Genomic DNA, 21,659 nt, shown 5'->3' on the forward strand with positions numbered 1-21,659 from the left:
CAAGTCGGCGTACAGCTTGGTTGGTGCGGACTGCCGGCTTTTCGCCGGCTGTCCGCTCTTTAAAAGAACGAGCGGCACGAACGACAAGCGGACAGCCGGCGAAAAGCCGGCAGCCCGCCCCGTACACCGACTTGGGAACTGCTCTAGGAACGGAAAACAACGGTAGTGCGGTACAGGTATGATGAGTAGGAATAGGAGTAGAACGATTGAAAAATAATATTTTTCATTCATTAGGGGAAAGTCAGTGCCCTTCTTGGTTCTAAGAAAAGTCACTTAACGTAATGCAAGTTATAAACCCGACCTTGGAATCCGTGCGGTTTTTGGCCTCTTCGGCTGCTGCACCCGGCGTGGTACTTTGGCGTGGTACTAGGTTTTGATTAGGATGGTTACAAAGCTCATCCTGTTTTCTGCTGCTGATGTTGCCCTACCCTTACGTGCCATGAACCCCATCAAAAAACGGCTACTGCTACTGGGTCTGCTACTGTTTCTGGCATGGACGATTCCCTCGGAACCCACATTTTATGTCAGCTATTTCGGTTCAACGCCTGCGACGGTGTACATTGACGACGAGGCGGCGTTCACCGTGACGACCAACTGGTATTCAAACCACACAGCACGACTCCGGCCGGGCATTCACTCGCTGACTCTACGCCGGGATGGGACCGTGATTAGGACGTGGTTCCTCTACCTACATATGAATTCCACTGCGGTGGAGTATTCCCACTTCCAGGATAAGCCTGGGCTTACGTTGGACGCGAGTTGGCACCTGGGAAGAGTTTTGTGAGAATAAGGCATATATACCCCAGTCGAAGGGTAGGTTTGAGTATAGGTAAAGCCCTTTTACATGTTGCAAACGGTCCTTTGCAACACATAAAATTACAGCCTCAAAAGCTACCCCCCCTACTACTGTAGCACTACACTTTATTAGTATAACATGAGTTTAAACTTCTTAAAGCCAGAATCTTAATCATAAAAAACACAACAAAAAGGTTAGTCGGGGCTCTGGCTATCGGCGGGGGGTAGGGGAAACAGGGTGTGGGCAAGCCAACAAACGCCCGCTACCTCACAGCAAATAGAAGCCTTCGGGCGCGAGCGGCGCGGGCACGGCGCTTTCGTGCAGCAGCTGGCGCAGGTTGATTTCCACGGTGCGGGCCAGGGCCGTGACCGGCGTATCGGTGGGCTGGTTGCTGAAGGGGTCTTGCAGGTAGCGGGCGGTGCGCTCCAGCAGGAAGAAGGTGGAGCCGGTGGTCAGCAGCACCGGAATTTCCCACAGCCCAATGGCCTGCACCAAGCCCAGCGACAACGTGAACAGAAACAGGTAGATGAAAAAATGCACCAGCCGCCGGTAGCTGGCCGGAAACACCGTGTTTTTGAGGCGCTCGGCCTGACCCAGCGCGTCGCAGAGGCGCACCAGCGTGGCATCCAACTGCACCTGCTGGAAGGCGTTGAGCGCGCCCGCCTGGTAGAGGGTTTTGAGCTGCGCCGTGTGCAGGGCCAGAAGCGCCAGGGGTTTATTATCCTGCTTATACGCGTACTCCAGCTCGTCGGGGGGTAGGAACTTCGTGAGGGTGGCGGTGGTGTCCAGGCCGCGCAGGGTTTCGCCGAGGCAGTAGCACCAGGCTATCTGGCGGTGGGCCAGCGCCCGCAGCGGCCACGGCGCGGCGGCCAGCACGGCATCGGGCACGAAGCCGCCGGCTTGCAGCACCAGCGTACGCGAGTCGTTGACGATGGTGCCCCACACCTTGCGGGCCTCCCACCAGCGCTCGTAGGATTGGTTGGTTTTGAAGGCCAGCAGCAGCGAAATCAGGCTACCCAGGATGGTGGGCAGTTGCAGCGGCACGGGCGGCAGGCAGGCCCCAATCACGCGCTTGAGCAGGTGGAAGAAGCTGGAAATCAGCAGCACCCGCACCAGGTCGGGGCGGATGCCCCGGAAGAGGTAGGCGGCCGGGAGCCTGGTATTGAGCAGCATAGCGGGTACGGAAAAGGGCGGACCTACGAAGCTAGCAGCATCCAGGTGGCCAGCTCGTCCCACATCAGGCGCGCGGCGCGGCGGTCGTCGCGCAGGCGGTGGCAGTGCTGGGCCGGCAGCACGGCTAATATTTGCTCATAGCCGGCCTGGGTCGAGGCCAGCGTTTGCTCGGCTCCCAATAGGCGTGCAGCAGGTCGTCCGCGGCATCGTAGTCGAGCACGAGGGTAGGAGATGCAGATAAGAGGCGGTGGCGCATACGGAAAGCGCAACTGTTTAGGAATTGGTAAAGCTTCGGTTGAATGTCATGCTGAACGCAATGAAGCAGGACGTTCTCCGTGATTTACAGCAAACCCCTACCCCCCGCAAAAGCGCTAAAACAGGTCGGTAATAGCGCTCACGCGGATGAGCTTTTTAGTAACGTCCTCGATACCCAGCCCGGCCAACTCGCGGCCGTAGCCCGAATGAGGTGCTTGAAGAATCAGTAAGCAGCTGTTTTTCCCTTCAGGGCCTGCATTAGCTCGTTTGAAGCGGTGGCGCTGTGGATGCCGTAGCCGTTGACCAGGGTGCCTTTTAGGTTGAAGGTGGGCGACGAGATGGCGTACACCACGGCCTCCCCGTCGGGGTTGGAATCACCTTCAAAGAGATAGTGCTTATCCACCGCAAACTCGTGCGGCGACAACCAGATGGCCGAGCGCCGGCCAGCCAGGTAGCTGTCTTGCAGGTTGAAATCCTCGGTGTAGCCCTCTTTTTTGAGCTGGGCCAGTAGCGCCGCAAGGGTGGTCATCGGTTCCATAGCAAAGCAGGATGAGCAGGATAGGGAGGAGAATATTTCCTTACTGCTGACCAACTCAAAGCTAGTGGCGCGGCCCCGCCGGAAGCCTGACGTAAATCAGTGAAAAACAGAATCTTTAGCAGGGTAGGCATTGGCTTCACGGCGGTGCTTGCTGGCCTTTTCAGGCGGCCCGCTATGCCCGGCATCAGCGGCCAGCGGCGATAACCCGGCCGGCGCGGCACGCCGCCGGATGAGCAGCTTTTGCAGCTCTATGGCCCAGAACGCAACGCTCGAAACGGCGACCGTCAGCCCTAGCTCACCCCAGGATAAAGGACTGGTAGTGAAAATTTTATTAAAGAAAGGCAGGTAGATAATCAGCAGCTGCAGCGCCACCGACAGCGACAGCGCGCCCAGCATAGGCTTGTTGGAAAACAGGCCGAGCGTGAACAGCGACTCGCGCGAGGAGTGGATGGCCAGCACGCTGCCTAGCTGCGTAAAGCAGAGCACCGTGAACGTCATCGTTTGTCAGTGCGCGTCGCCGTCGTGGATGGCCCAGGCCTGGGTACCCAGCGTGAGGCCCCCAATCAGCAGCCCCACCCAGCCGATAAACCAGCCCAGGCCCGCGGTCAGGATGGGTTGGTCGGGGGCGCGGGGCGGGTGCTGCATCGTGTTGGCCTCGGCGGGCTCGTAGGCCAGGGCCAGGCCGGGCAGGCCGTCGGTGAGCAGGTTAATCCACAGAATTTGAATGGCTAGCAGCGGCATGGGTAGCCCGAAAAACGGAGCCAGAAAAATGGCCCAGATTTCGCCCACGTTGCTCGATAAAATATAGCGGATAAACTTGAGAATGTTGTCGTAAATCCGTCGCCCGTGCTGCACCGCCCGCACGATGGTGGCGAAGTTGTCATCAAGCAAAATCATATGCGCGGCCTCCTTCGCCACCTCCGTGCCGCCGATGCCCATCGCAATGCCGATGTCGGCGTGCTTGAGGGCGGGCGCGTCGTTCACCCCGTCGTCGGTCATGGCCACGAACTGACCTTTGGCCTGCAACGCGCTGATAATGCGTAGCTTCTGGGCCGGGTCCACCCGAGCATACACCCGCACCCGCGCCACGATGGCAGCGAAGGCGGGCTCGGTAAGCGCCGTTAGCTCGGGGCCGGTGAGCACCAACTCGCAGCCCCGGCCAGGATGCCGAGCTGGCGGGCAATGGCCTGCGCGGTCAGCTTGTGGTCGCCGGTAATCATGACCGGAATGATGCCGGCTGCCTGGCAGTCGGCCACGGCCTGGCGCGCCTCCTCGCGGGCGGGGTCCATGAGGCTGGCGAAGCCGATGCAGGCCAGACTGGTTTCGAGGGTAGCCGCGTCAAGCTGCTGTGGCATTTCGGGCAGCAGCTTGGCAGCGTAGGCCAGCACGCGGTAGCCTTGGGCAGCCTGGGCGTTGGCGCGCTTTTCGAGGTCGGGCAGCTGGGCTTTTTGGTCGGCGGCGAGCTGCGCGAACAGCACGCCCGGCGCCCCTTTGGTGAGCACCAGCACGCCATGCGGGGTCTGGTGCAGGGTGGTCATGCACTTGCGCTCGGCGTCGAAGGGCAGCTCGGCAAGGCGCGGAAACCGGGCTTCGAGCGCGGGGCGGGGGTAGGCGTAGTCGGCGGCATAGCGGGCCAGCGCCACTTCGGTCGAGTCGCCCAGCCACTGGCCGTTGGGGCCTTCGCTGGCATCGGTGTTGAGGGCCATCGCGGTCAGCAGCGCGTCGCTTTGCGCCAAAACGGGCAGGGCAAACGCCGGGTTGGCGTACACTTCCCGCGTCGTCATCTGATTAAGGGTCAGCGTGCCCGTTTTGTCGGTGCAGATGTAGGTGACCGAGCCCAGCGTTTCCACGGCGGGCAGCTTGCGGATGAGGGCGTGGTCCTGGGCCAGCCGCTTGGCCCCCAGCGCCAGGGCGATGGTGACCACCGCCGGCAGCGCCTCCGGAATGGCCGCCACGGCCAGCGAGATGGACACCAGCAGCAGGTTGCCCAGCGGCTCGCCCCGCCACCAGCCCGCCAAAAAAAACACCGCGCAAATCCCTATCGCGCCCGCTGCCCGCCACTTGCCAAACGTGCCCAGCCGCTGTTGCAGCGGCGTCGGGATTTCGGGGGTTTGCAGCAGGGCGGCGATTTTACCCAGTTCGGTGCCCATGCCGGTGGCCACCACGTAGGCCGTGGCCCGGCCGCTGGTCACGCTGGTGCCCTTGTAGCCCAGGTTCAGGCGGTCGCCGAGGGGGTAGGGGCCGGCGGGCAGCGCGGCCGGGTTTTTCGCCACGTTGGCCGATTCGCCGGTTAGCGACGACTCATCGACTTTCAGGGCGTGGGTTTCCAGCAAGCGCACGTCGGCCGGAATCACGTTGCCGGCTTCGAGCAGCACCACGTCGCCGGGCACCAGGGCGGCGGCGGGCACGGCCTGGGGCTGGCCGTCGCGGAGCACCTGGGCCTGCGGCGGGGCCAGCTGTTGCAGGGCAGCCATTGCCTTATCAGTCCGGTATTCCTGCCCGAAACCCAGGGCCGCATTCAGCACAATAATGGCCAGGATGACGTAAGCCGACTGCGCCTCGCCTACCACAGCCGAGATGCCGGCCGCGGCCAGCAGCACTAGTATCATCACGTCCGTAAACTGATGCAGCAGTAGCCGCCACCAGGATTTCTGTTTGTTGTCAATCAGCTGATTAGGGCCGTATTCGGCCAGCCGCTGGGCAGCCGTAGCCGCATTGAGGCCCGTAGGGGCGGTGCGCAGCGCGGCGGCTACTTTGGCCACGGAGATTAAGTAATACTCCATCAAAAGTGGTTGCGGATTGCCAGGAAGGGGCGGGAGAAAAGGGAATTAAAAACTAAAAATGAAGAATTAAAAACCTGACTAGCAAAATTTTAATCCTTCATTTTTAATTGCTCGCCCGCAAGGTTCCGGCAAGCACCCTGGCCGGCCCATGACGAAAATCATCCATTGGCCTGACGATAGTTAGGGCCGCGCGGCGGGTGGCGGCGGAACCTTTGCTAAACCGCTGCCGGCCCGCGCTGCCGCTGGCCGGCGGCGGCCTCCCCCACTTTTTAGCTTACTTCCCATGATGTCCGAAAAGCCCAAAAACAAGACTGGTAAAGTCCTCCTCACCGCCCTCGCCGGGGCCGGCTTAGGTGCCCTCGCCGGCGTTCTGCTCTACTCCGAAAAAAGCATCGAGCGCCGCCGCAAATTCCGCAACCTGCGCGTGGACCACCGCCTGCGCCCGCGCGGCGACTGGAACCAGCTCAAAGGCAAGCTGCAACAAGCCTACCCCCATCTCACCGACGAGGACCTGACCTACGAGGAAGGCAAGGGCCACGAACTGGTGGGCCGCCTGCAAGCCAAACTAGGCAAGCGCAAACGCCAAATCGTCAAGCTGCTGAACGCCTTGTAAAGCGCGCATTAGCTGACGCACCACGCGCCCCCCGCCGGGCGGCAGTGCCGGACCAGGCTGGCCCGGCTGCCGCCCGGCGGGGGGCGCGTGGCGTGGCGGTAAACTATTGATAAAGACCTTCTGCGCACCTCCTACTCCTGGTAAAAAAGTAGTTGAAAAATGGCGGGGTAGCTAAAGGCTATAATTAAGTACTCTTGCAAAAGTAAACGGATATAAAAAGAACGTCATTCCGAGCTTGCCGAGGAATCTCGCTCGGGCCGTTCGGACTTTGTTCAACGACGCACGCGAGATTCCTCGGCAAGCTCGGAATGACATTATTTTTATATCCGTTTACTTTTGACTGACTACTTAAGCAGGACTTACGCAAAATGGTTAACGCCCCGCTGGGGCTAAAAAAACAGCTCTTTGCGTAAGTCCTAAACTCTTACCTCTTACCTCTTAACTCCAAAGCCTCGGCGGCCTTGGCCTTCTTTTTGGCCTGCCGGCGGAAGTAGCCGCGCAGCAGGAAATTGTGTTTCAGGGCTTCCATATTCTGGTTGAAGCCGGCCGCGCCCTGCTCCACGTTGCCCAGGGTTTGGCGCAGCTGCCCGCTCAGGGCCGTGTCGGTGAGCAGCGTGGGCAGCGGGCCGTGGCCGGTTTGCACCTGCCGCTGCAAGCTCTCCACGGTGCTGGCCAGGGCATCGGAGCCGCGGGCCAGCTGGTGGGTAGCGTGGCGCATCTGACCCGCGAACTCCTTGTCGGTCAGCAAGTAGCCGGCCGGCCCCCGGCCCTGGCGGATGCCGCGCGTGAGGTGGCCGATGTCGTTGGCCGAAGCCTGGAGGGTAGCGGTGGCGCGGGCCACGTGGCGCAGGCTCTGGCGCACGTTGGCGGCTATTTTTTGGTCACTGAGCAGCTCCCAGAGCGCCCGGCTGCCGTTGAGCTTGCCCGTAATCTGGTGCAAATCTTCGGTAATGCCGACCAGGTTTTTGTTCGATATGCTCAGCGTTTTCAGCATCTCGTCGATGGCCGGCGCGGCGGTTGTGCGCAACACGTCGCCTTCGGCGATGAGCGGGGCCGGCGCGGCCGTGGCGGTCAGGTTCACGATGGTGTTGCCCACCAGGCCATCGGTGCCCACCGAGGCCACGGCATTCTGGTGCAGGTAGCGCCGCACGTCGCGCTTGAGGTGCATGACCACGCGCACCGTGGTGTCGTTCAGAACATTAATCTCTTTCACCGTGCCCACCGTAATGCCGGCCAGGCGCACGTTGTTGCCGGTGAGCAGGCCCGAAACGTTGCGAAAATCGGCCCGTACCGCCAGCGTGGAGCTGAACAGATTCTGCCGTTGCCCCAGCAGCACGAGCGTGGCCGCCAGGCACGCCAGGCCCGCCAGCACAAACAGGGCAAGACGGATAGGATGACTGGCAGTAGGCATCTGGTTGAATTATAAAGTAGAAATTATGAAGTATGAATTCGTTTGAGTGCCGTGCGGTAGGGTAGGGGGCTGGTCCCCACCCGTCGTTGTTCAGGGGGGTAGCAATGGCGGGCGGGGGCCAGCCCCGCACCCTACTCAGTCGAAAAAGGCGTGGACGGTGGGGTCGGGGCTGGCTAGCAGCTCGGCGTAGGTGCCTTCGGCGTAGTTGCGGCCTTCCGAAAGCAGGATAACGCGGTCGGAGGTGAGGCGCACGCAGTTCATATCGTGCGAGATAATGAGGGACGAGGCGTGGTATTTCTGCTGCACGTGGCGGATGAGCTGGTCAATTTCGCGGGCTGTCACGGGGTCGAGGCCGGTGGTGGGCTCGTCGTAGAGAATGATTTCGGGCGGCACGATGAGCGTGCGGGCCAGCGCGATGCGCTTGCGCTGGCCGCCCGACAGCTCGGCGGGCAGCTGGTCGATGGTCTGGGGCAGGTCCACGTCGTCGAGGGCCTGGCGCACCAGCTCATCTTCCTGGCCCTGATGACTAGCCAGCCAGTGCCGGCGCAGCGGAAACAGCAGGTTTTCGCGCACCGTCATCGAGTCGTAGAGCGCGTTGCTTTGGAAGAGGAAGCCCACCTTGGCCCGCAGCTGGTCGAGGGCCGCGTGGCCGAGGGTAGCCACGGGCTGGCCCAGCACCGTGATGGTGCCCGCGTCGGGCGTAAGCAGGCCAATAATGCACTTGATGAGCACCGACTTGCCCGAGCCCGACTTACCCAGCACCACCACATTTTCGCCCCGGTGCAGCGTCAGCGAAAAGCCTTGCAGCACGTGGTTATCGCCGAACGATTTGCGGATGTTGTCCACCGTCAGCACTACCTCGGCCGCCGGGAGGGGGGTAGGGAGCGCGGCGGGGGGTAGGGCGTTTTCCAAGGCAATGGATTCTTTTTCAGTTAATTAGAAATTCAGCAAGGTCAGCAAATTCATTTTTAATTTATTCGGGACTTACGCAAATTGCCTTCAACGTCAGGTTCCCGCAGAGGCGCGCAGAGGAAAACGCGGAGGTGCGCAGAGCGCTACTGGTGATTGGCGCAAGTCCTATTATCATTTTTGATTTCAAATAAGGCCGAACGCGCTGCTGACACCAACCGCCACCAGGTCGAGCAAAAAAATCAGGAGCGAGGACAGTACCACGGCCGAGTTGGCGGCCACGCCCACGCCCTGGGTGCCCTTGGTGGCATAGTAGCCTTTGTAGCAGCCAATCAGGCCGATGGCGAAGCCGAAGAAGAAGGTTTTGACCACCGCCGGCAGCACCTCGCCGAAGGTGAGGCGGTCCAGGATGTTGTTGGTAAAGAGCGCCACCGAAGTCACGCCCTGCAGGTTAATGCCCAGGTAGCAGGCAAACAGGCCAATGGCATCGGCCAGCAGCGTGAGGATGGGCACCATGAGCGTGGCGGCCAGCATTCGGGTGACTACCAAATACTTAAACGGGTTGGTGCCCGACACTTCCATCGCGTCAATCTGCTCGCTCACGCGCATCGAGCCCAGCTCGGCCCCGATGCTGGAGCCCACCTTGCCGGCCACCATCAGCCCCGTGATGATGGGACCCAGCTCCTGAATGATGGTGAGCCCCACCATGACCGGAATCCACGAGGTGGCCCCGAACTGCACCATCGTGGGCCGCAGCCGCAGCGTGAGCACCAGCCCCATGATGAAGCTGGTGATGCCCACCAGCGGCAGCGACTGATAGCCAATGGCATAGCACTGGTTCAGCAGCTCCTGCCACTCGTAGCGCGGCCGGAATCCCTCGCGGAAAAACCGCCCGGCAAAGCCCGTCATGGCCCGCAGCTCGGTGAAGAAGGCACTGGCGGGCATGGGGGGGGTAGGGGACTGGTGAGCGGGTGGCGTTGGCGGGGCAGGCGGCGCGGGGGCCAACGCCGCCGACTCGCATAACCCGTTAAGTAGCCAAGTTTTTACTCAGCAAAGGTGGGGCTCGCACTGGGGGTAGGGCATGACGAAAATCAGGTGCCGGCCTGACGGTTGTCAGCGCGCCGGCCCCGGCCAGGATGGAGCTTTGTCCCTACCCCCAGCCTGGCGGCTGGCTCGCCAGCGCCCTTTTCCACTCCTCTGCCATGCACATGCCCCTTGAACTGCCCCCCGCCGAAACCGGCCTGGCCGATGCCAATATTCTCACCGCCGTGGCGCGGCTCTTCGCTCAGCCGAAGGGGGTAGGCGCGGCCCGCATTGCCACGGCCTGCCACGAGGGCATCGTGGAGCTGACCGGCTTCACTGATAACCTGTTGGCGCGGCAGCGCGCCGCCGAGCTGGTGAAGGCCATTCGCGGCGTGCGCGGGGTGCTAAATGAGGTGTGCGTGCGCACCCCCGACGTGCCCGACGGCGAGCTGCTGGGCCGCGTGCGGCAGGCTCTGGCCCAGGACCCGGCCGTAAGTAACTATATACTAGACTGCCGGGCCTGCGCCGGCACCGTGACGGTGGAGGGCATCGTGCAGTCGTGGGCCGAAGCGCAGCTGGTGCTTTGGGTGCTATTTGGGGTGCCCGGCCTGCGCCAGCTCCACAATCACCTGGTGGTGCGCGGCGGTCCGCTCACCAATTCGGATGCGGAAATCACGGCGCAAATCCAGGCGTTTCTGGCCTGGGATATTCGGGTGCAAACTACTTGTTTAGAAGCGCTTACCGTAGAGGGTGTGGTGTACCTCACGGGCACGGTGGGCTCGGCCGCCGCGCACGACGAGGTGGTGGCCACGGCCTACGCGGCCGGGGCCCGCCGCGTGCAGGCCAAAGAGCTGCACGTGGCCCACCGGGCGCACGACCCGGCCCTGAACCGCCGGAAATTTGCTTCCAGGGCCGATGCCGACGTGGCCCAGGCCGTCCGGGATGCGCTGCGCCACGACCCGCGCCTCGACCCGCTGCTCCCGGCGGTGCAGGTGCGCGCCGGGGTAGTCACGCTGCTGGGCACGCTCAGCAACCTGCGAGCCCGGCAGGCCGCCGAGCAGGATGCCCGCGACGTGCCGGGCACCTGCGAAGTACATAACCTGCTGAAGGTGCGCAGCGCTCGCCCCGAACCCGACGCGCACATTCAGGCGCAGGTGCAGGCGGCCCTGCTGCACGACCCCTGCGTGAGCCACCACTGCTTTGAAGCGCGGGTGACCAATGGCCGCGTGCGGCTGGCGGGCACCGTGCCCGACCACTTCGACCGGGAGCGGGCCGCCGACGTGGCCGCCGGCATCAGCGGGGTAGTCGAGGTGCTTAATAACGTGTGCCTGGCAGCGGCTCCCGGTGCCCAGGTAGCCCCCGTCACCGGCGCGGCAGTGCCCTCTACTCAGGCCCCGCTCAGCCGGGAAGACTTCGATAATCAGCTGATTCAGCGCCTGCACCAGCACTTCCACTGGTCGGCCCTGCTCCACGACCAGCCGATTACCCTGGGCGTGCGGGCCGGCCGCATCACGCTCAGCGGCACCGTAAACTCGTGGCTGGCCCGCCAGCAGGCCGCAAGCGAAGCCTATGCCTGCGGGGCGACGGAGGTGAATAATCACCTCCGCATCAGCGTTTAACCCGTGGCTTGATACTTAGGTCTGGCCAGGTCTGGCGCGAGTTCGCAGCAAGCTCGCGGGCGGGTCGTTCTGATGCGAGGCGCAGCCTCGCCCAAATAAAAGGCACGAGTTACGCTGCGCTAAACTCGCGCCAGCACCGTGGTTTTTTAATTATGAATGATAAATTATGAATTTGAAATCCTAATTCATAATTTATAATTAAACCTCCTCCCTCACCAGTGGGCGCGGCGGAGCTTTTCCGGTTCCAGGACCCGGATATTCTTGGGGGTCAGCTCAATCAGGCCATTTTGGCTGAACTCGCTCAGGGTGCGGATGAGGGACTCGGGGGCGGTGCCGACCAGGGCGGCCATATCGTCGCGCAGGAGCTGGATGCGGGCATCCGGGTCGCCCGCCGTGGGCTCGGAGAGGCGCAGCAGCATGTCGGCCACGCGGCGGCGGATGGAGCCGTAGGCCATAGACAGCAGCAGCTGCTCACGCTCGCTCACGCGGCCCGCCAGCAGGTGAATAAACTGCTGGCTCACGGCCGGATTGCGCAGCAGCAGCTGCGAAAAATCGTCCGGCGGAATGTAGATTAGCTCCGAGTCATCGACTGCCACGGCCGAGTCGGCGTGCGGGGCATTTTCCAGCAGGGCCAGGTAGCCAAAAAACTCGCCGGGGCCATAGAAGCCGGTAATCAGCTCCTTACCCCCCTCGGTGGTTTTGACGGTTTTGACGCGGCCGGCTTGCACGAAATAGACCCGCGACGGCTCGTCGCCTTCGAGGTAAATATCCTGCTTGCGGCGCACCGGGTGCGCGCGGCGGTCGGCCGAGAGGCCGGCCAGGTTGCCCACGGCGCGGGCATCGTCCAGAAACTCGCCCAGGCCGCCGGCTTGCAGGTCGTAGTCGGGCTTGAGGTGCTGAAAGCGGTCGAGGCGGCCACTCACGGCGCTCAGCAGCTCGTTCTCGCTAAAGGGCTTGGTGAGGTAGTCGTCGGCCCCCAGCTCCATGCCCCGGCGCTGGTCGGCGCGCTCAGTTTTGGCGGTGAGGAAGATGAACGGCACGCCCGCCAGCTGCGGGTTTTGGTTGAAAATATGCAGCACGCCGAAGCCATCGAGCACCGGCATCATGATGTCGCAAATAACGAGGTCGGGCCGGGCGGCCAGGGCGTCTTCCACGCCGAGCTTGCCGTTTTCGGCGGTGCGCACGCGGTAGCCAGCCAGCGCGAGCAGCTCGGCCGTACTTTCCCGGATGAAGGCATCGTCCTCAATCAGCAGAATCGTTTTCATAGGGAATGGTGACGGTGACGGTGGTGCCCTGGCCCAGGACGCTACTGAGCGTAATAGTGCCCCGCATCAGCTCCAGGTACTTGGCAATGATGTAGAGGCCCAGCCCGGTGCCAGGCACGGTGCTCACGCTGCGGGCCCGGAAAAAGCGCTCGAACAGGTGCTTCTGGTCTTCTGGGGAAATCCCTACCCCCTGGTCTTCCACGCTCAGCACCAATTGGTTGGCGTGGCAATTGGCCCGCACCGTGACGACGGCGTTGTCGCCCGAATACTTGAGGGCGTTGGAGAGCAGGTTGACCAGGATTTTGCGCAGCAGCGAGGCATCGAGGGGAAAGGGGTCGGGGCACTCTATCAGCTGCGCGATGGTTTGGCCGGGCTTGCGCAGGCTTTGCACGTCGGCCAGGATTTCGGTGAGCAGCGTGGTCAGGTAAAAGGTGGTCGGCCGCGTCGCCAGCGCGCCTTCCTCGATGCGGCCCACCGAAAGAAACTCTTCCAGGATGGCATTCAGGTGGTTAACGGAGGTTTCGATGCGCGCCAAGTGGCGCACGCGCTGGGCCTGCTGGTCGCCGCCGGCGTACTTGCCGATGAGCGTGGCCGAGAGCAGCACGGCCGTGAGCGGGGTGCGGAACTCGTGCGAGGCCATGCTCACGAAGCGCGATTTCAGCTCGCCCAGCTCCTGCTCGGCGGCCAGGGCCAGGGCTAGCTCCTGGCCGCGCTTTTCGAGTTCGGCCAGGGTGTTGAGCAGGGCGTGGGTGCGGTCGGCCACCTTCTGCTCCAGCTCGGCGTTGAGGCGGCCGATGTGCTGGTGCTGGGTCACTAATTCCTGCTCGGCGGCCTGCTTGAGGCTGATGTCGAGCAGGTAGGCCACCACGTACAGCTCCTCATCGAGGTAGAAGTAGCTCAGGCTCACTTCCACCGGAAACCGGGAGCCGTCCTGGCGCTGGCCCCGCAGCACGCGGTGCGCGCCCAGGCGGCGCGCCGGCGGGCGCTGACTAAAGAAGTGGCGCAGCTGCTCGGGGTAGTGGTCCGCGTCGTCGGGCACCAGCACTTCGAGGGGCTGGCCCAGCAGCGTGGGTAGGGAGTAGCCAAACAGCTGCCCCGCCAGCTCGTTGGCCGACACCATGATGCCGGCCTTATCGCAGACGATGATGCCGATGGTGGCGTTGGTAAACACGGCCTCGAAGCGGCGCACGCTGTGGGCCAGGTCGCGTTCGGCCCGTTGCAGCGGGCTTTGCTCGGCGAAGCACACGAGCAGCGAGGGCCGGCCCGCGGCCTCAAAGTACGTGAAGCGCAAATAGACCTGAAGCGGCTCGCCGGTGTGGCGGCGGATGGCGGCCTCCATCTCGTGGTGGTCTTCGCGCCGAGTGAGTTCGACCAGCGTCGCCCACTCGTCCGCCGTCCAGGGCGGCAGGCGCAGCGAGTGGTCGGGGTCAGTGAGGAAAGCGTCTTCCGAGGCGTAGCCCAGCAGCCGCACGGCCGCAGGGTTTACCTGCGTAAACCAACCCACCTCCACATCATAGATACCCACAAACTCCTGGGATTGCATGTAGAGCAGATTAGAGAGGATGGCGGTATAGGCAGCGGAAAGCATGGGCGGACGCGGCAGGAAAAAGGGGGCACCAGGCGGCACCTGCTGCCCGTCAAAGGTCGGCAGTAAGCCGGTTGCTAACCATGACGAACGTCAGCTAATTAGCCGGCCGCCGTCATGTCCGCCGCCGGGCCGGGCCGCTAGCTTTGCGACCCATGCCAGCCGGTACCGGGCAGCGGCTCGCCCCGATACCACTTGGCCCGGAGTTTGTCAACTCGCCGGCAGCGCCCGCATAGCCCGCTGTTTTTCTGCTGCCCGGCGTGGGCGGCCTGCCCGCCGGCTAAGCTGGTCATCCCCGGTAGGTTGTGCGGAGATACCGTTAACCTTGACTGGAAGTAACATGATACCTGTCAGACATTTAAGCAAGCAGACTCATGTTGGGGGGCGCGGAAAGGCACTAATTTTACCGCTACCTACTTCTCTCCTGCTCATGCCCATCCCTACCCCCCTGCCAACTGCTGCCCTGGCCGCCGATGCGGCGGTGCTGCTGGTGCTGCTGCCCCCGGTCGGCACGGCCCCGCCGGTGCGGGCGGCCACGCTGACGGCCCTCCAGGGGTTGCAGCAGCGGCTGGGCAGCGCTGTTCGGGTGCTGTCGGTGGACGAGGCCAGTCACCCGGTGGTGGTGCGCAGCTTCCGGCCGGCCGATTTGCCGGCCTTCGTGCTGGTGCGCCGGGGCGTGGAGCTGTGGCGGCAGCAGGGCCTGCCCGAGGGCGAGCTTATCGTGCCCCAGCTGCTGGCCCGGCTCGCCCTACCCCCCGCCGGCTAGGCCATCGGCCGGGGCGGGGCGGGCGCTTGAGCGCAGCTGGGTGCCGAAGTAAAGATTAAAACGATAAATTAAAAATCTGGCACTCAGATTTTTAATTTATCGTTTTAATCTTTACTTCATTTCAAAAGAGCATAAGTACCCGTTAATAAATAGTTTATGTTAAAAAAGACGGTCATGCTGAGCTTGTCGAAGCATCTCTACCGCGTAACTAACTCTTAACGTCGAAATTACTTTCGCGGTAGAGATGCTTCCTTCGTCAGCATGACGTTCTTTAACATTAAGTTAATTACCAACGGGTACTTATTGGCCTAAAAACCACAACCGGATAAGCCTGGGACGGGTTGATTACCAGTCTCGGTGCGTAACTTCCCTGGCTTTAAGCGCTGCGTTGGCCAGCGAGGGTACCCTCCACGGTAGGCTGTCATTCACTTGTTGCCGTCATGGGCCTGTACCACCTCCTCTACCATAGCCAGGCCCTCCAGCCCTTCGACACGCCGGCCCTAGCGGCCCTGCTGCTACAGGCGCGCACCTTCAACCGCGGGCACCACCTCTCGGGCCTGCTGCTACACACGCCCGACGACCGGTTTTTTCAAATTCTGGAGGGCGAAGAAGCCGAGGTGCGGGCGCTCTACTACGACCACATCGTGCCCGACCCGCGCCACCACCACTGCCGCCTGGTGGGGGCCGGGGCCTGCGCCGAGCGCAGCTTTGCCGACTGGAACATGGGCTTCCGGGTGGCCAACGCCGCCGAGCTGCACGCGCTGCTGGCCGCCGGCACGCCCCACGCGCTGGTGCTGTTTGCCCCGCAGCCCCGCGTGCGCCCCGAGCTGCTCCAGCAGCTGCTGGATTTCGTGGCCCACCACGAGCCGGAGTCCATTGACTACCCATAACCATTTGGTTGTTAGGCCCGTCGTGTAGGGTGCGGGGCTGGCCCCCGCCCGTCGTTGAACGGAATCGGTGGCTTGGCGCGAACGTCCGGGCGGGGGCAAGCCCCGCACCCTACTTCGGAATACAAAGTAGCAGCTGTGGTTTGTCACCCTGGGGCCTGATTTTCGTCATGGGAGCCGTTTTAAGGAAGGCGTAATCTTGTGGTGCGCTACCCGCACCGCGCCGGCTGGGCCGGCGGGCGGCAGTTGGCGCGTATCCCTACCCCCCTTCTGGCGGCCGGCCTACCCCGGCCGGGCCAGTGTCGGCGCTGCCTGCGCGCGCACGCTCACCCACTGCCCTTTAGCGAATTAGCACTTATGGCTAACTTGGCCGACTTCTTTCAGGACCAGGCGGAAGCCAGCGCCCACGTTCAGTTCGTGTATGACCTGGCGGCGGGCCGCGTTATCTTCATCAACGCCGCGTATGAGCAGGTTTTGGGGGGCAAACGCGGCTTGGTGAATGCCGAGCTGCCCGACCTGCTCCAGCGCCTGCACCCCGACGACCGGGCCTACCTGGCGCATTACTGGGCGCGGTGGCAGCAGGGCCAGCTCGCCAACGAGGTGGAAGTGCGCCTGCTGCACGAGGGCCAGCCGCCCCAGTGGTTTTGCCTCACGCCCGCTTACCACCAAGATGCGCGGGGCCGGGTGCTGCTCGGGGGCACCCTGCGCGATATCAGCGTGCTGAAGCGCTACCAGGAAAACGCCGACCTGTTCAACAGCCGCAAAAACGCCACGCTCGAAATTCTGTCGCACGACCTGAGCGGCGCGTTCATCATGGTGCAGCAGATTGCCGAGTTTCTGCGGGAAGAAGTGACCGCGCCGCTCGATAGCCGGGTGCCCGAGATGCTGAACGTGCTGGAAACCACCAGCCGCGACAGTGTAAAAATGATTCGCGACCTCATTAACCTGGAGTTCCTGACCTCGGCCAACACCGACCTGAAAGTGGACCGCGTGGACGTGGGGGCCGTGCTGCGCGTGCCCCTCGACCAGCTCCAAACCGGCCAGCGGCTACTCGGCCACGAGTTTACTTACACGCTGCCCGCCGAGCCGATATACGCCCACATCGACGTCAATAAATTCACGCAGGTGCTCATCAACCTCATCAGCAACGCCTTCAAATTCACCCCCGATGCCGGCCGCGTGGCCGTGCACATTGAGCCGGGACCCGGCGTAGTCCGCATTCGGGTGGTGGACAATGGCGTTGGCATTCCGCTGGCCATGCAGCCCTACTTGTTTGAGCGGTTTACCAAGGCCCGCCGGCCGGGCCTGCGCGGCGAAGCCACCACCGGGCTGGGCCTGGCCCTCTGCAAAACCATCGTGGAGTGGCACCACGGCCACATTTTCGTGGCCAGCCAGGAGGGCCAGGGCAGCACGTTTACTATCGAAATTCCGCGGGCCGAAACCGTGGACGTGCTCGCCCCGGTGGGCGCGGTGGAGGTGGTGGGGTAGGGCCCGGTGGGGCCCTCCGCGGCAACCTCACCCCCTAGCCCCCTCTCCTGCGGAGAGGGGGAACTAGCTTTAGCTGTAATATTCTAAAAGTTAATTTATTAGAGCTAAAACTAGAAGCTAGTCCCCCCTCTCCGCAGGAGAGGGGGCTAGGGGGTGAGGTAACCCGTGGAGGGCGAGACACCAGCACTTAACAGCGCTACTCAACTCACCTTGCCGTAAGTTTTCACCCTTAAAATCAACCCGTCATGCGCAAGAAAATGATTGCCGGCAATTGGAAGATGAATAAGACGCTGCCCGAGGCCACCGCCCTGCTCACGGCCATTGCCAAAGGGCTGCCCGCCGATGCAGCGCCCGGCGTGACGGTGGTCGTGTGCCCGCCGGCACTGTACCTGGTGCCGGCCCTACCCCTGCTGCAAGCCGGCAGCGCGGTGTTGCTGGGCGCGCAAAACTGCGCGCAGCAGGCCGCGGGGGCTTACACGGGCGAGATTTCGGCGGCTATGCTGCACTCCGTGGGGGTAAGGTACGTGGTGCTGGGGCACAGCGAGCGGCGGCACTACTTCGGCGAAACCAACGCCCTGGTGGCCGAAAAAGTGAGTATTGCGCTGGCTAATAAGCTGCTCCCTATTTGCTGCTGCGGTGAGTCGGCGGCGCTGCGTGCCCACGGCGACTACCTCGGCTTCGTTATAACCCAGCTCAGTGAAAGCCTTTTTCACTTGTCGGCCGCCGCGTTCGGGAAGGTCGTGGTTGCCTACGAGCCGCTGTGGGCCATCGGCTCGGGGGCACCAGCCACGGCGGCGCAAGCCCAGGAGATGCACGCCGCCCTGCGCCAGCACATTGCCCAGCACTACGGGGGGGCGGTGGCTGCGGCCACGCTCATCCTCTACGGCGGCAGCGTTACGCCGTCCGATGCTGACCCCTTCCTGCACGCGCCCGATATCGATGGAGCCCTAGTGGGCGGGGCGTCGCTGCACGCTAATGAATTTATTGCTTTGGTGCAGGCGGCACAGCGGACGGTGGCTGCGCCAGTTGCCTCCTAGAAAATTCTCCGGTTGCTGTATCAGGTTGCCCTCCGCATAGCTTTACCCTCGCTCCCTAGACCCTACCCCCCTCGGGAGAGGGGAGCCGAACGAGTATTCACGGTTGCACCGCCGAGGTTACTCTTTTCCGAAAGGCAGCGAACTCGGATTCACTCAGTTTGTGGCTGAGATTCGCGGGAGTTGAGAAGCTGTTTTAAATATGAATTAATCCAATAACACCCGCAAATAAGAGTCCAATGCCTACTAATATAAACAGTCGCTCAAACCATATCTTTTCCTCAGCTAAAATAATATAGTCATTATAGTCGGTCGGATTATAAAGAATCGAAATAACCTGCCCCGTTTCAAATCTACTTGCAATACTTAAGTCGCTATAAGTAACTGTCACCCAATGATGGTCTACAGTCAAGAAGCTTATAGCAGGCACCGACCTAGTGTAATCGTCGTAATCTTCCTCCTTTTTATCAATTCTAACAACTATGCCTTCAACCGGGATGCCCTGGCTTTGAAAAAACTGCTTTCGTCTACGTAATTTAATGGCTGTAAAAAAGAAAAACGGGCTAGGGCGTGAGGACAATAACGCCGGTTAATATATCTTTGTTGTTAATTTCTGATTTATGCGCCGTCACGAAGTTTCCGATGCCACTTGGGCCTTGGTCGCCCCTCACCTTTCCGGCAAAGCCACCGATTGTGGCGTGACGGCTACAGATAATCGCTTGTTTTTCAACGCTGTACTCTGGATTGCGCGTACCGGCTGTCCGTGGGCCGACTTGCCTGAACGCTTTGGCAAGACCAATTCCGTTTGCAAACGCTTTCGCCGATTAGCCCAAAAAGGGGTCTGGCTCCGCTTATTTGAGGCCGTCAAAACGCCGGATTTGGACTGGGTCATGCTCGATTCGACAGTCGTGCGGGCCCACCAGCATTCGGCTGGCCAAAAAAAAGCGACCCCGTTACCGAGTGCCTGGGCCGCAGCCGGGGCGGCATCGGCACCAAAATCCACGGCTGCGTCGACGCCTTAGGCAACGCCGTGCGCCTGATAGCCACTGAAGGCCAGGCCGGTGATAGCCCGCAGGCCCTGCCACTACTGGCGGACTTGGCACCGGGTAAAGTACTGGCTGACACGGCTTATGATAGCGATGAAACCCGCGCTTATTGCGCCCAACAGGGCATCGAGGCGGTCATTCCGAACCGTCCCAACCGACTGGAGCCAGCCTCGATAGACGAAGAAACCTACCGCGACCGCAACAAAATAGAGCGGTTTTTCGGTCGCCTCAAGCAATACCGACGACTGGCAACGCGCTATGAAAAAACCGTTGTTTCGTTTCTGGCTTTTTGGCATATGGCAGCAGCCATAGATTGGCTTCGATAATTGTCCTCACGCTCTAGCTAGAACCAACGCTAGAGGCGCTAAAAGCTCATTGATTAAGTAGCTTGACATAGTAATTATCAGAAATAATTAGCCAGCCTTAACCCAGATTTAATTCCTTCATGTCAAAGTAGCACACGTCGCAAATGAGCTTGATTTGAGCAAAGTTTTCCGACTCTTCATTCCATTCTCCAACTCGTGTTAGCACTTCGTCGCAAGCATCACACCACGCATTGAGTTCGTCGTTTGCATAAGTCACGCTTGGGTCTGAAGCTAATGGTTCGTAAAAGCCGACCGGCGTATGCAAATTCAGATGCTGGCAAACATAGGCGGGGTATCTATTGCCATGTGTACAGCATTCTACTACGTGGGGTTCTTCGCTCATCTGATGAAGTGGGTTTGGTAATTCTGTTCAAAAATAGCTATCCAAACTCTCCCTTGAGGCCAGCCCCAGCCGCAGGCATGATAAACATCAGGTTTTCCGCAAATTATCGTCAGCGGATGGGCTTTAGGAAACGGCCAACTTTGCCAGGGCCGCCCCGCTGATGGAGGCGGCGGCTGCTTGCCGGCCTACGCGCCTACCCCCTATGAATTCTCCAAGCCCCTCGCCGGCCGCCGGCGCGGCAGCGGCCCCTACCCCCCCCGGTGCCCGCAACCAGGGCCACGTGGTGGCGGTGCGGGGCACCGTGGTCGATGTCTGGTTTGCGCACGAGCTGCCGGCGATTTACGACGTGCTGCGCACCACCGCCGCGCCCCTGATTACCGTGGAAGTAGCCACCCAGCTCGATGACCACACGGTGCGCGGCATTTCCCTGAACCCCACCCAGGGCCTGGCCAGGGGGATGCAGCTGGTGACTGAGGGCCAGCAGCTTACGGTGCCGGTGGGCAAGGAAATTATCGGCCGGATGTTCGACGTGTTTGGTAATACCATTGACCACGGGCCGGCGCTGCCCTCGCTGCCTCGGCGCAACATTCACCAGGTGCCGCCGCCGCTGGCGCAGCGGCTGACTACCTCGCAGATTTTCCTCACCGGCATCAAGGCCATTGATGTGCTGGTGCCGCTGGAGCAGGGCGGCAAGGCCGGCTTGTTTGGCGGGGCGGGCGTGGGCAAAACCGTGCTGCTGACCGAGCTGATTCACAACATGGTGGGCCACACCAAAGGGATAAGCCTGTTTTGCGGCATCGGCGAGCGGTGCCGCGAGGGCTACGAGCTGTACGACCAGATGAAGGAGGCCGACGTGCTGAAAAACATGGTCATGTTTTTTGGGCAGATGAACGAGCCGCCCGGCGCTCGGTTTCGGGTGGGGCATGCGGCCCTGACCGTGGCCGAGTATTTCCGCGACGACGAGCACCGCGACGTGCTGCTGCTCGTTGACAACCTGTTCCGGTTTATGCAAGCGGGCATGGAAGTGTCGGGTCTGCTGGGCCAGATGCCCTCGCGCCTGGGCTACCAGCCCACGCTGGGCACCGAGCTTTCCAAGCTGGAAGAGCGCATTACCAACACGGCGGCCGGGGCCATTACCGCCATTCAGGCCGTGTACGTGCCAGCCGACGACCTAACCGACCCGTCGGCCGTGCACGCTTTTTCGCACTTGTCGGCCTCGTTGGCCCTGTCGCGCGAGCGGGCAAGTGAGGGGATGTATCCTGCCGTGGACCTTTTGAAGTCGAATTCCAAAATGGCTACCCCCGGCATCATTGGCGACCGGCATTATGGGCTGGCGCAGGAAATCCGGCGGGTGCTGTCGCAGTACGAAGACTTGCAGGACATTATCGCCATGCTGGGTATGGACCAGCTTTCGCCCACCGACCGCCGCCTGGTGGGCCGCGCCCGCCGCTTGGAGCGGTTCCTGACGCAGCCCTTTTTCACCACCGAGCAGTTCACCGGCCTCAAAGGCGTCGATGTAAGCCTGGAAGATGCCCTGAGCGGGTGCGAGCGCATTCTGGCCGACGAGTTTAAGGACCTGCCGGAGAGCGCCTTTTATATGGTAGGCACTATTGACGAAGTGATAAAGAAAGCCGCCGACCAAGCTAAAAAGCCAGGGCCGGACGCGCCGAAGCCGGACCCATCCAAGCCGGACGCGCCGGCAACCGCCGCGTAGCAACCAACTTAAAAAAGGCCGTCATCCTGTGTTTGTGGTGGCACCC

Annotated in this window: 16 protein-coding genes and 1 pseudogene; 8 read left to right on the forward strand and 9 right to left on the reverse strand. The window is 61.8% G+C overall.

Annotated elements, in window-relative coordinates:
• Nucleotides 1-382 precede the first annotated feature (382 nt).
• Nucleotides 383-784, forward strand: a complete 402-nt coding sequence (locus A0257_21820; protein AMR29469.1) for a hypothetical protein — start codon at nucleotides 383-385, stop codon at nucleotides 782-784.
• Nucleotides 785-1,063: 279 nt separating this feature from the next.
• Here A0257_21820 and A0257_21825 read toward each other — a convergent pair whose 3' ends face one another.
• The 3 genes and pseudogenes from A0257_21825 to A0257_21835 form a co-directional block, all read right to left on the reverse strand.
• A complete protein-coding gene (locus A0257_21825) occupies nucleotides 1,064-1,969 on the reverse strand; it encodes a hypothetical protein (protein AMR29470.1) in 906 nt (301 codons plus the stop codon).
• Nucleotides 1,970-2,447: 478 nt separating this feature from the next.
• Nucleotides 2,448-2,762, reverse strand: coding sequence for a hypothetical protein (locus A0257_21830; GenBank protein AMR29471.1), 315 nt, complete (start codon nucleotides 2,760-2,762; stop codon nucleotides 2,448-2,450).
• Nucleotides 2,763-2,981: 219 nt separating this feature from the next.
• Nucleotides 2,982-5,548 (reverse strand): annotated as a pseudogene (locus tag A0257_21835) (ATPase).
• Nucleotides 5,549-5,969: 421 nt separating this feature from the next.
• Between A0257_21835 and A0257_21840 the strand changes: the two are divergent.
• Nucleotides 5,970-6,158: a general stress protein CsbD gene (locus A0257_21840; protein ID AMR29904.1), complete on the forward strand. Its 189-nt coding sequence runs from the start codon at nucleotides 5,970-5,972 to the stop codon at nucleotides 6,156-6,158.
• A gap of 424 nt (nucleotides 6,159-6,582) precedes the next feature.
• On the opposite strand, the gene A0257_21845 is transcribed toward A0257_21840, so the two are convergent.
• The 3 genes from A0257_21845 to A0257_21855 form a co-directional block, all read right to left on the reverse strand.
• A complete protein-coding gene (locus tag A0257_21845; GenBank protein ID AMR29472.1) occupies nucleotides 6,583-7,530 on the reverse strand; it encodes a hypothetical protein in 948 nt (315 codons plus the stop codon).
• Between the two features lie 174 nt (nucleotides 7,531-7,704).
• Complete coding sequence (locus A0257_21850) at nucleotides 7,705-8,481, reverse strand: ABC transporter ATP-binding protein (GenBank protein AMR29473.1); 777 nt, start codon at nucleotides 8,479-8,481, stop codon at nucleotides 7,705-7,707.
• 183 nt (nucleotides 8,482-8,664) lie between these two features.
• Nucleotides 8,665-9,423: an ABC transporter permease gene (locus A0257_21855; GenBank protein AMR29474.1), complete on the reverse strand. Its 759-nt coding sequence runs from the start codon at nucleotides 9,421-9,423 to the stop codon at nucleotides 8,665-8,667.
• Between the two features lie 257 nt (nucleotides 9,424-9,680).
• Between A0257_21855 and A0257_21860 the strand changes: the two genes are divergently transcribed.
• Entirely contained in the window at nucleotides 9,681-11,120 is a 1,440-nt protein-coding gene (locus A0257_21860) for a hypothetical protein (GenBank protein ID AMR29475.1), read from the forward strand.
• 212 nt (nucleotides 11,121-11,332) lie between these two features.
• On the opposite strand, the gene A0257_21865 is transcribed toward A0257_21860, so the two are convergent.
• Nucleotides 11,333-12,385 (reverse strand): transcriptional regulator, encoded by a 1,053-nt coding sequence (locus A0257_21865; GenBank protein AMR29476.1) that lies wholly within the window; start codon nucleotides 12,383-12,385, stop codon nucleotides 11,333-11,335.
• On the reverse strand, nucleotides 12,363-13,973 hold the full coding sequence (locus A0257_21870; GenBank protein ID AMR29477.1) for a PAS domain-containing sensor histidine kinase: 1,611 nt from the start codon (nucleotides 13,971-13,973) through the stop codon (nucleotides 12,363-12,365). The genes A0257_21865 and A0257_21870 overlap by 23 nt, the downstream gene beginning before the upstream one ends.
• Nucleotides 13,974-14,400: 427 nt before the next feature.
• On the opposite strand from A0257_21870, the gene A0257_21875 reads away from it, so the two are divergent.
• The 4 genes from A0257_21875 to A0257_21890 all read left to right on the forward strand — a co-directional run bounded on the left by A0257_21875 (nucleotide 14,401) and on the right by A0257_21890 (nucleotide 18,148).
• Nucleotides 14,401-14,736, forward strand: a complete 336-nt coding sequence (locus tag A0257_21875) for a hypothetical protein (GenBank protein AMR29478.1) — start codon at nucleotides 14,401-14,403, stop codon at nucleotides 14,734-14,736.
• Between the two features lie 440 nt (nucleotides 14,737-15,176).
• Nucleotides 15,177-15,626, forward strand: coding sequence for a hypothetical protein (locus A0257_21880; protein AMR29479.1), 450 nt, complete (start codon nucleotides 15,177-15,179; stop codon nucleotides 15,624-15,626).
• A 198-nt stretch (nucleotides 15,627-15,824) separates the two neighbouring features.
• Nucleotides 15,825-17,111, forward strand: coding sequence for a hypothetical protein (locus A0257_21885; GenBank protein AMR29480.1), 1,287 nt, complete (start codon nucleotides 15,825-15,827; stop codon nucleotides 17,109-17,111).
• A gap of 245 nt (nucleotides 17,112-17,356) precedes the next feature.
• Nucleotides 17,357-18,148 carry a triose-phosphate isomerase gene (locus A0257_21890; GenBank protein AMR29481.1) on the forward strand — a complete coding sequence of 264 codons (792 nt, stop codon included), beginning with the start codon at nucleotides 17,357-17,359 and terminating at the stop codon, nucleotides 18,146-18,148.
• A gap of 1,081 nt (nucleotides 18,149-19,229) precedes the next feature.
• Here A0257_21890 and A0257_21895 read toward each other — a convergent pair.
• Nucleotides 19,230-19,427, reverse strand: a complete 198-nt coding sequence (locus A0257_21895) for a hypothetical protein (protein ID AMR29482.1) — start codon at nucleotides 19,425-19,427, stop codon at nucleotides 19,230-19,232.
• A gap of 752 nt (nucleotides 19,428-20,179) precedes the next feature.
• Here A0257_21895 and A0257_21900 point away from each other — a divergent pair.
• Nucleotides 20,180-21,613, forward strand: a complete 1,434-nt coding sequence (locus A0257_21900; GenBank protein AMR29905.1) for a F0F1 ATP synthase subunit beta — start codon at nucleotides 20,180-20,182, stop codon at nucleotides 21,611-21,613.
• Nucleotides 21,614-21,659 lie beyond the last annotated feature (46 nt).

Origin of the sequence: Hymenobacter psoromatis (assembly GCA_001596155.1) — a bacterium.
Lineage (GTDB): Bacteria > Bacteroidota > Bacteroidia > Cytophagales > Hymenobacteraceae > Hymenobacter.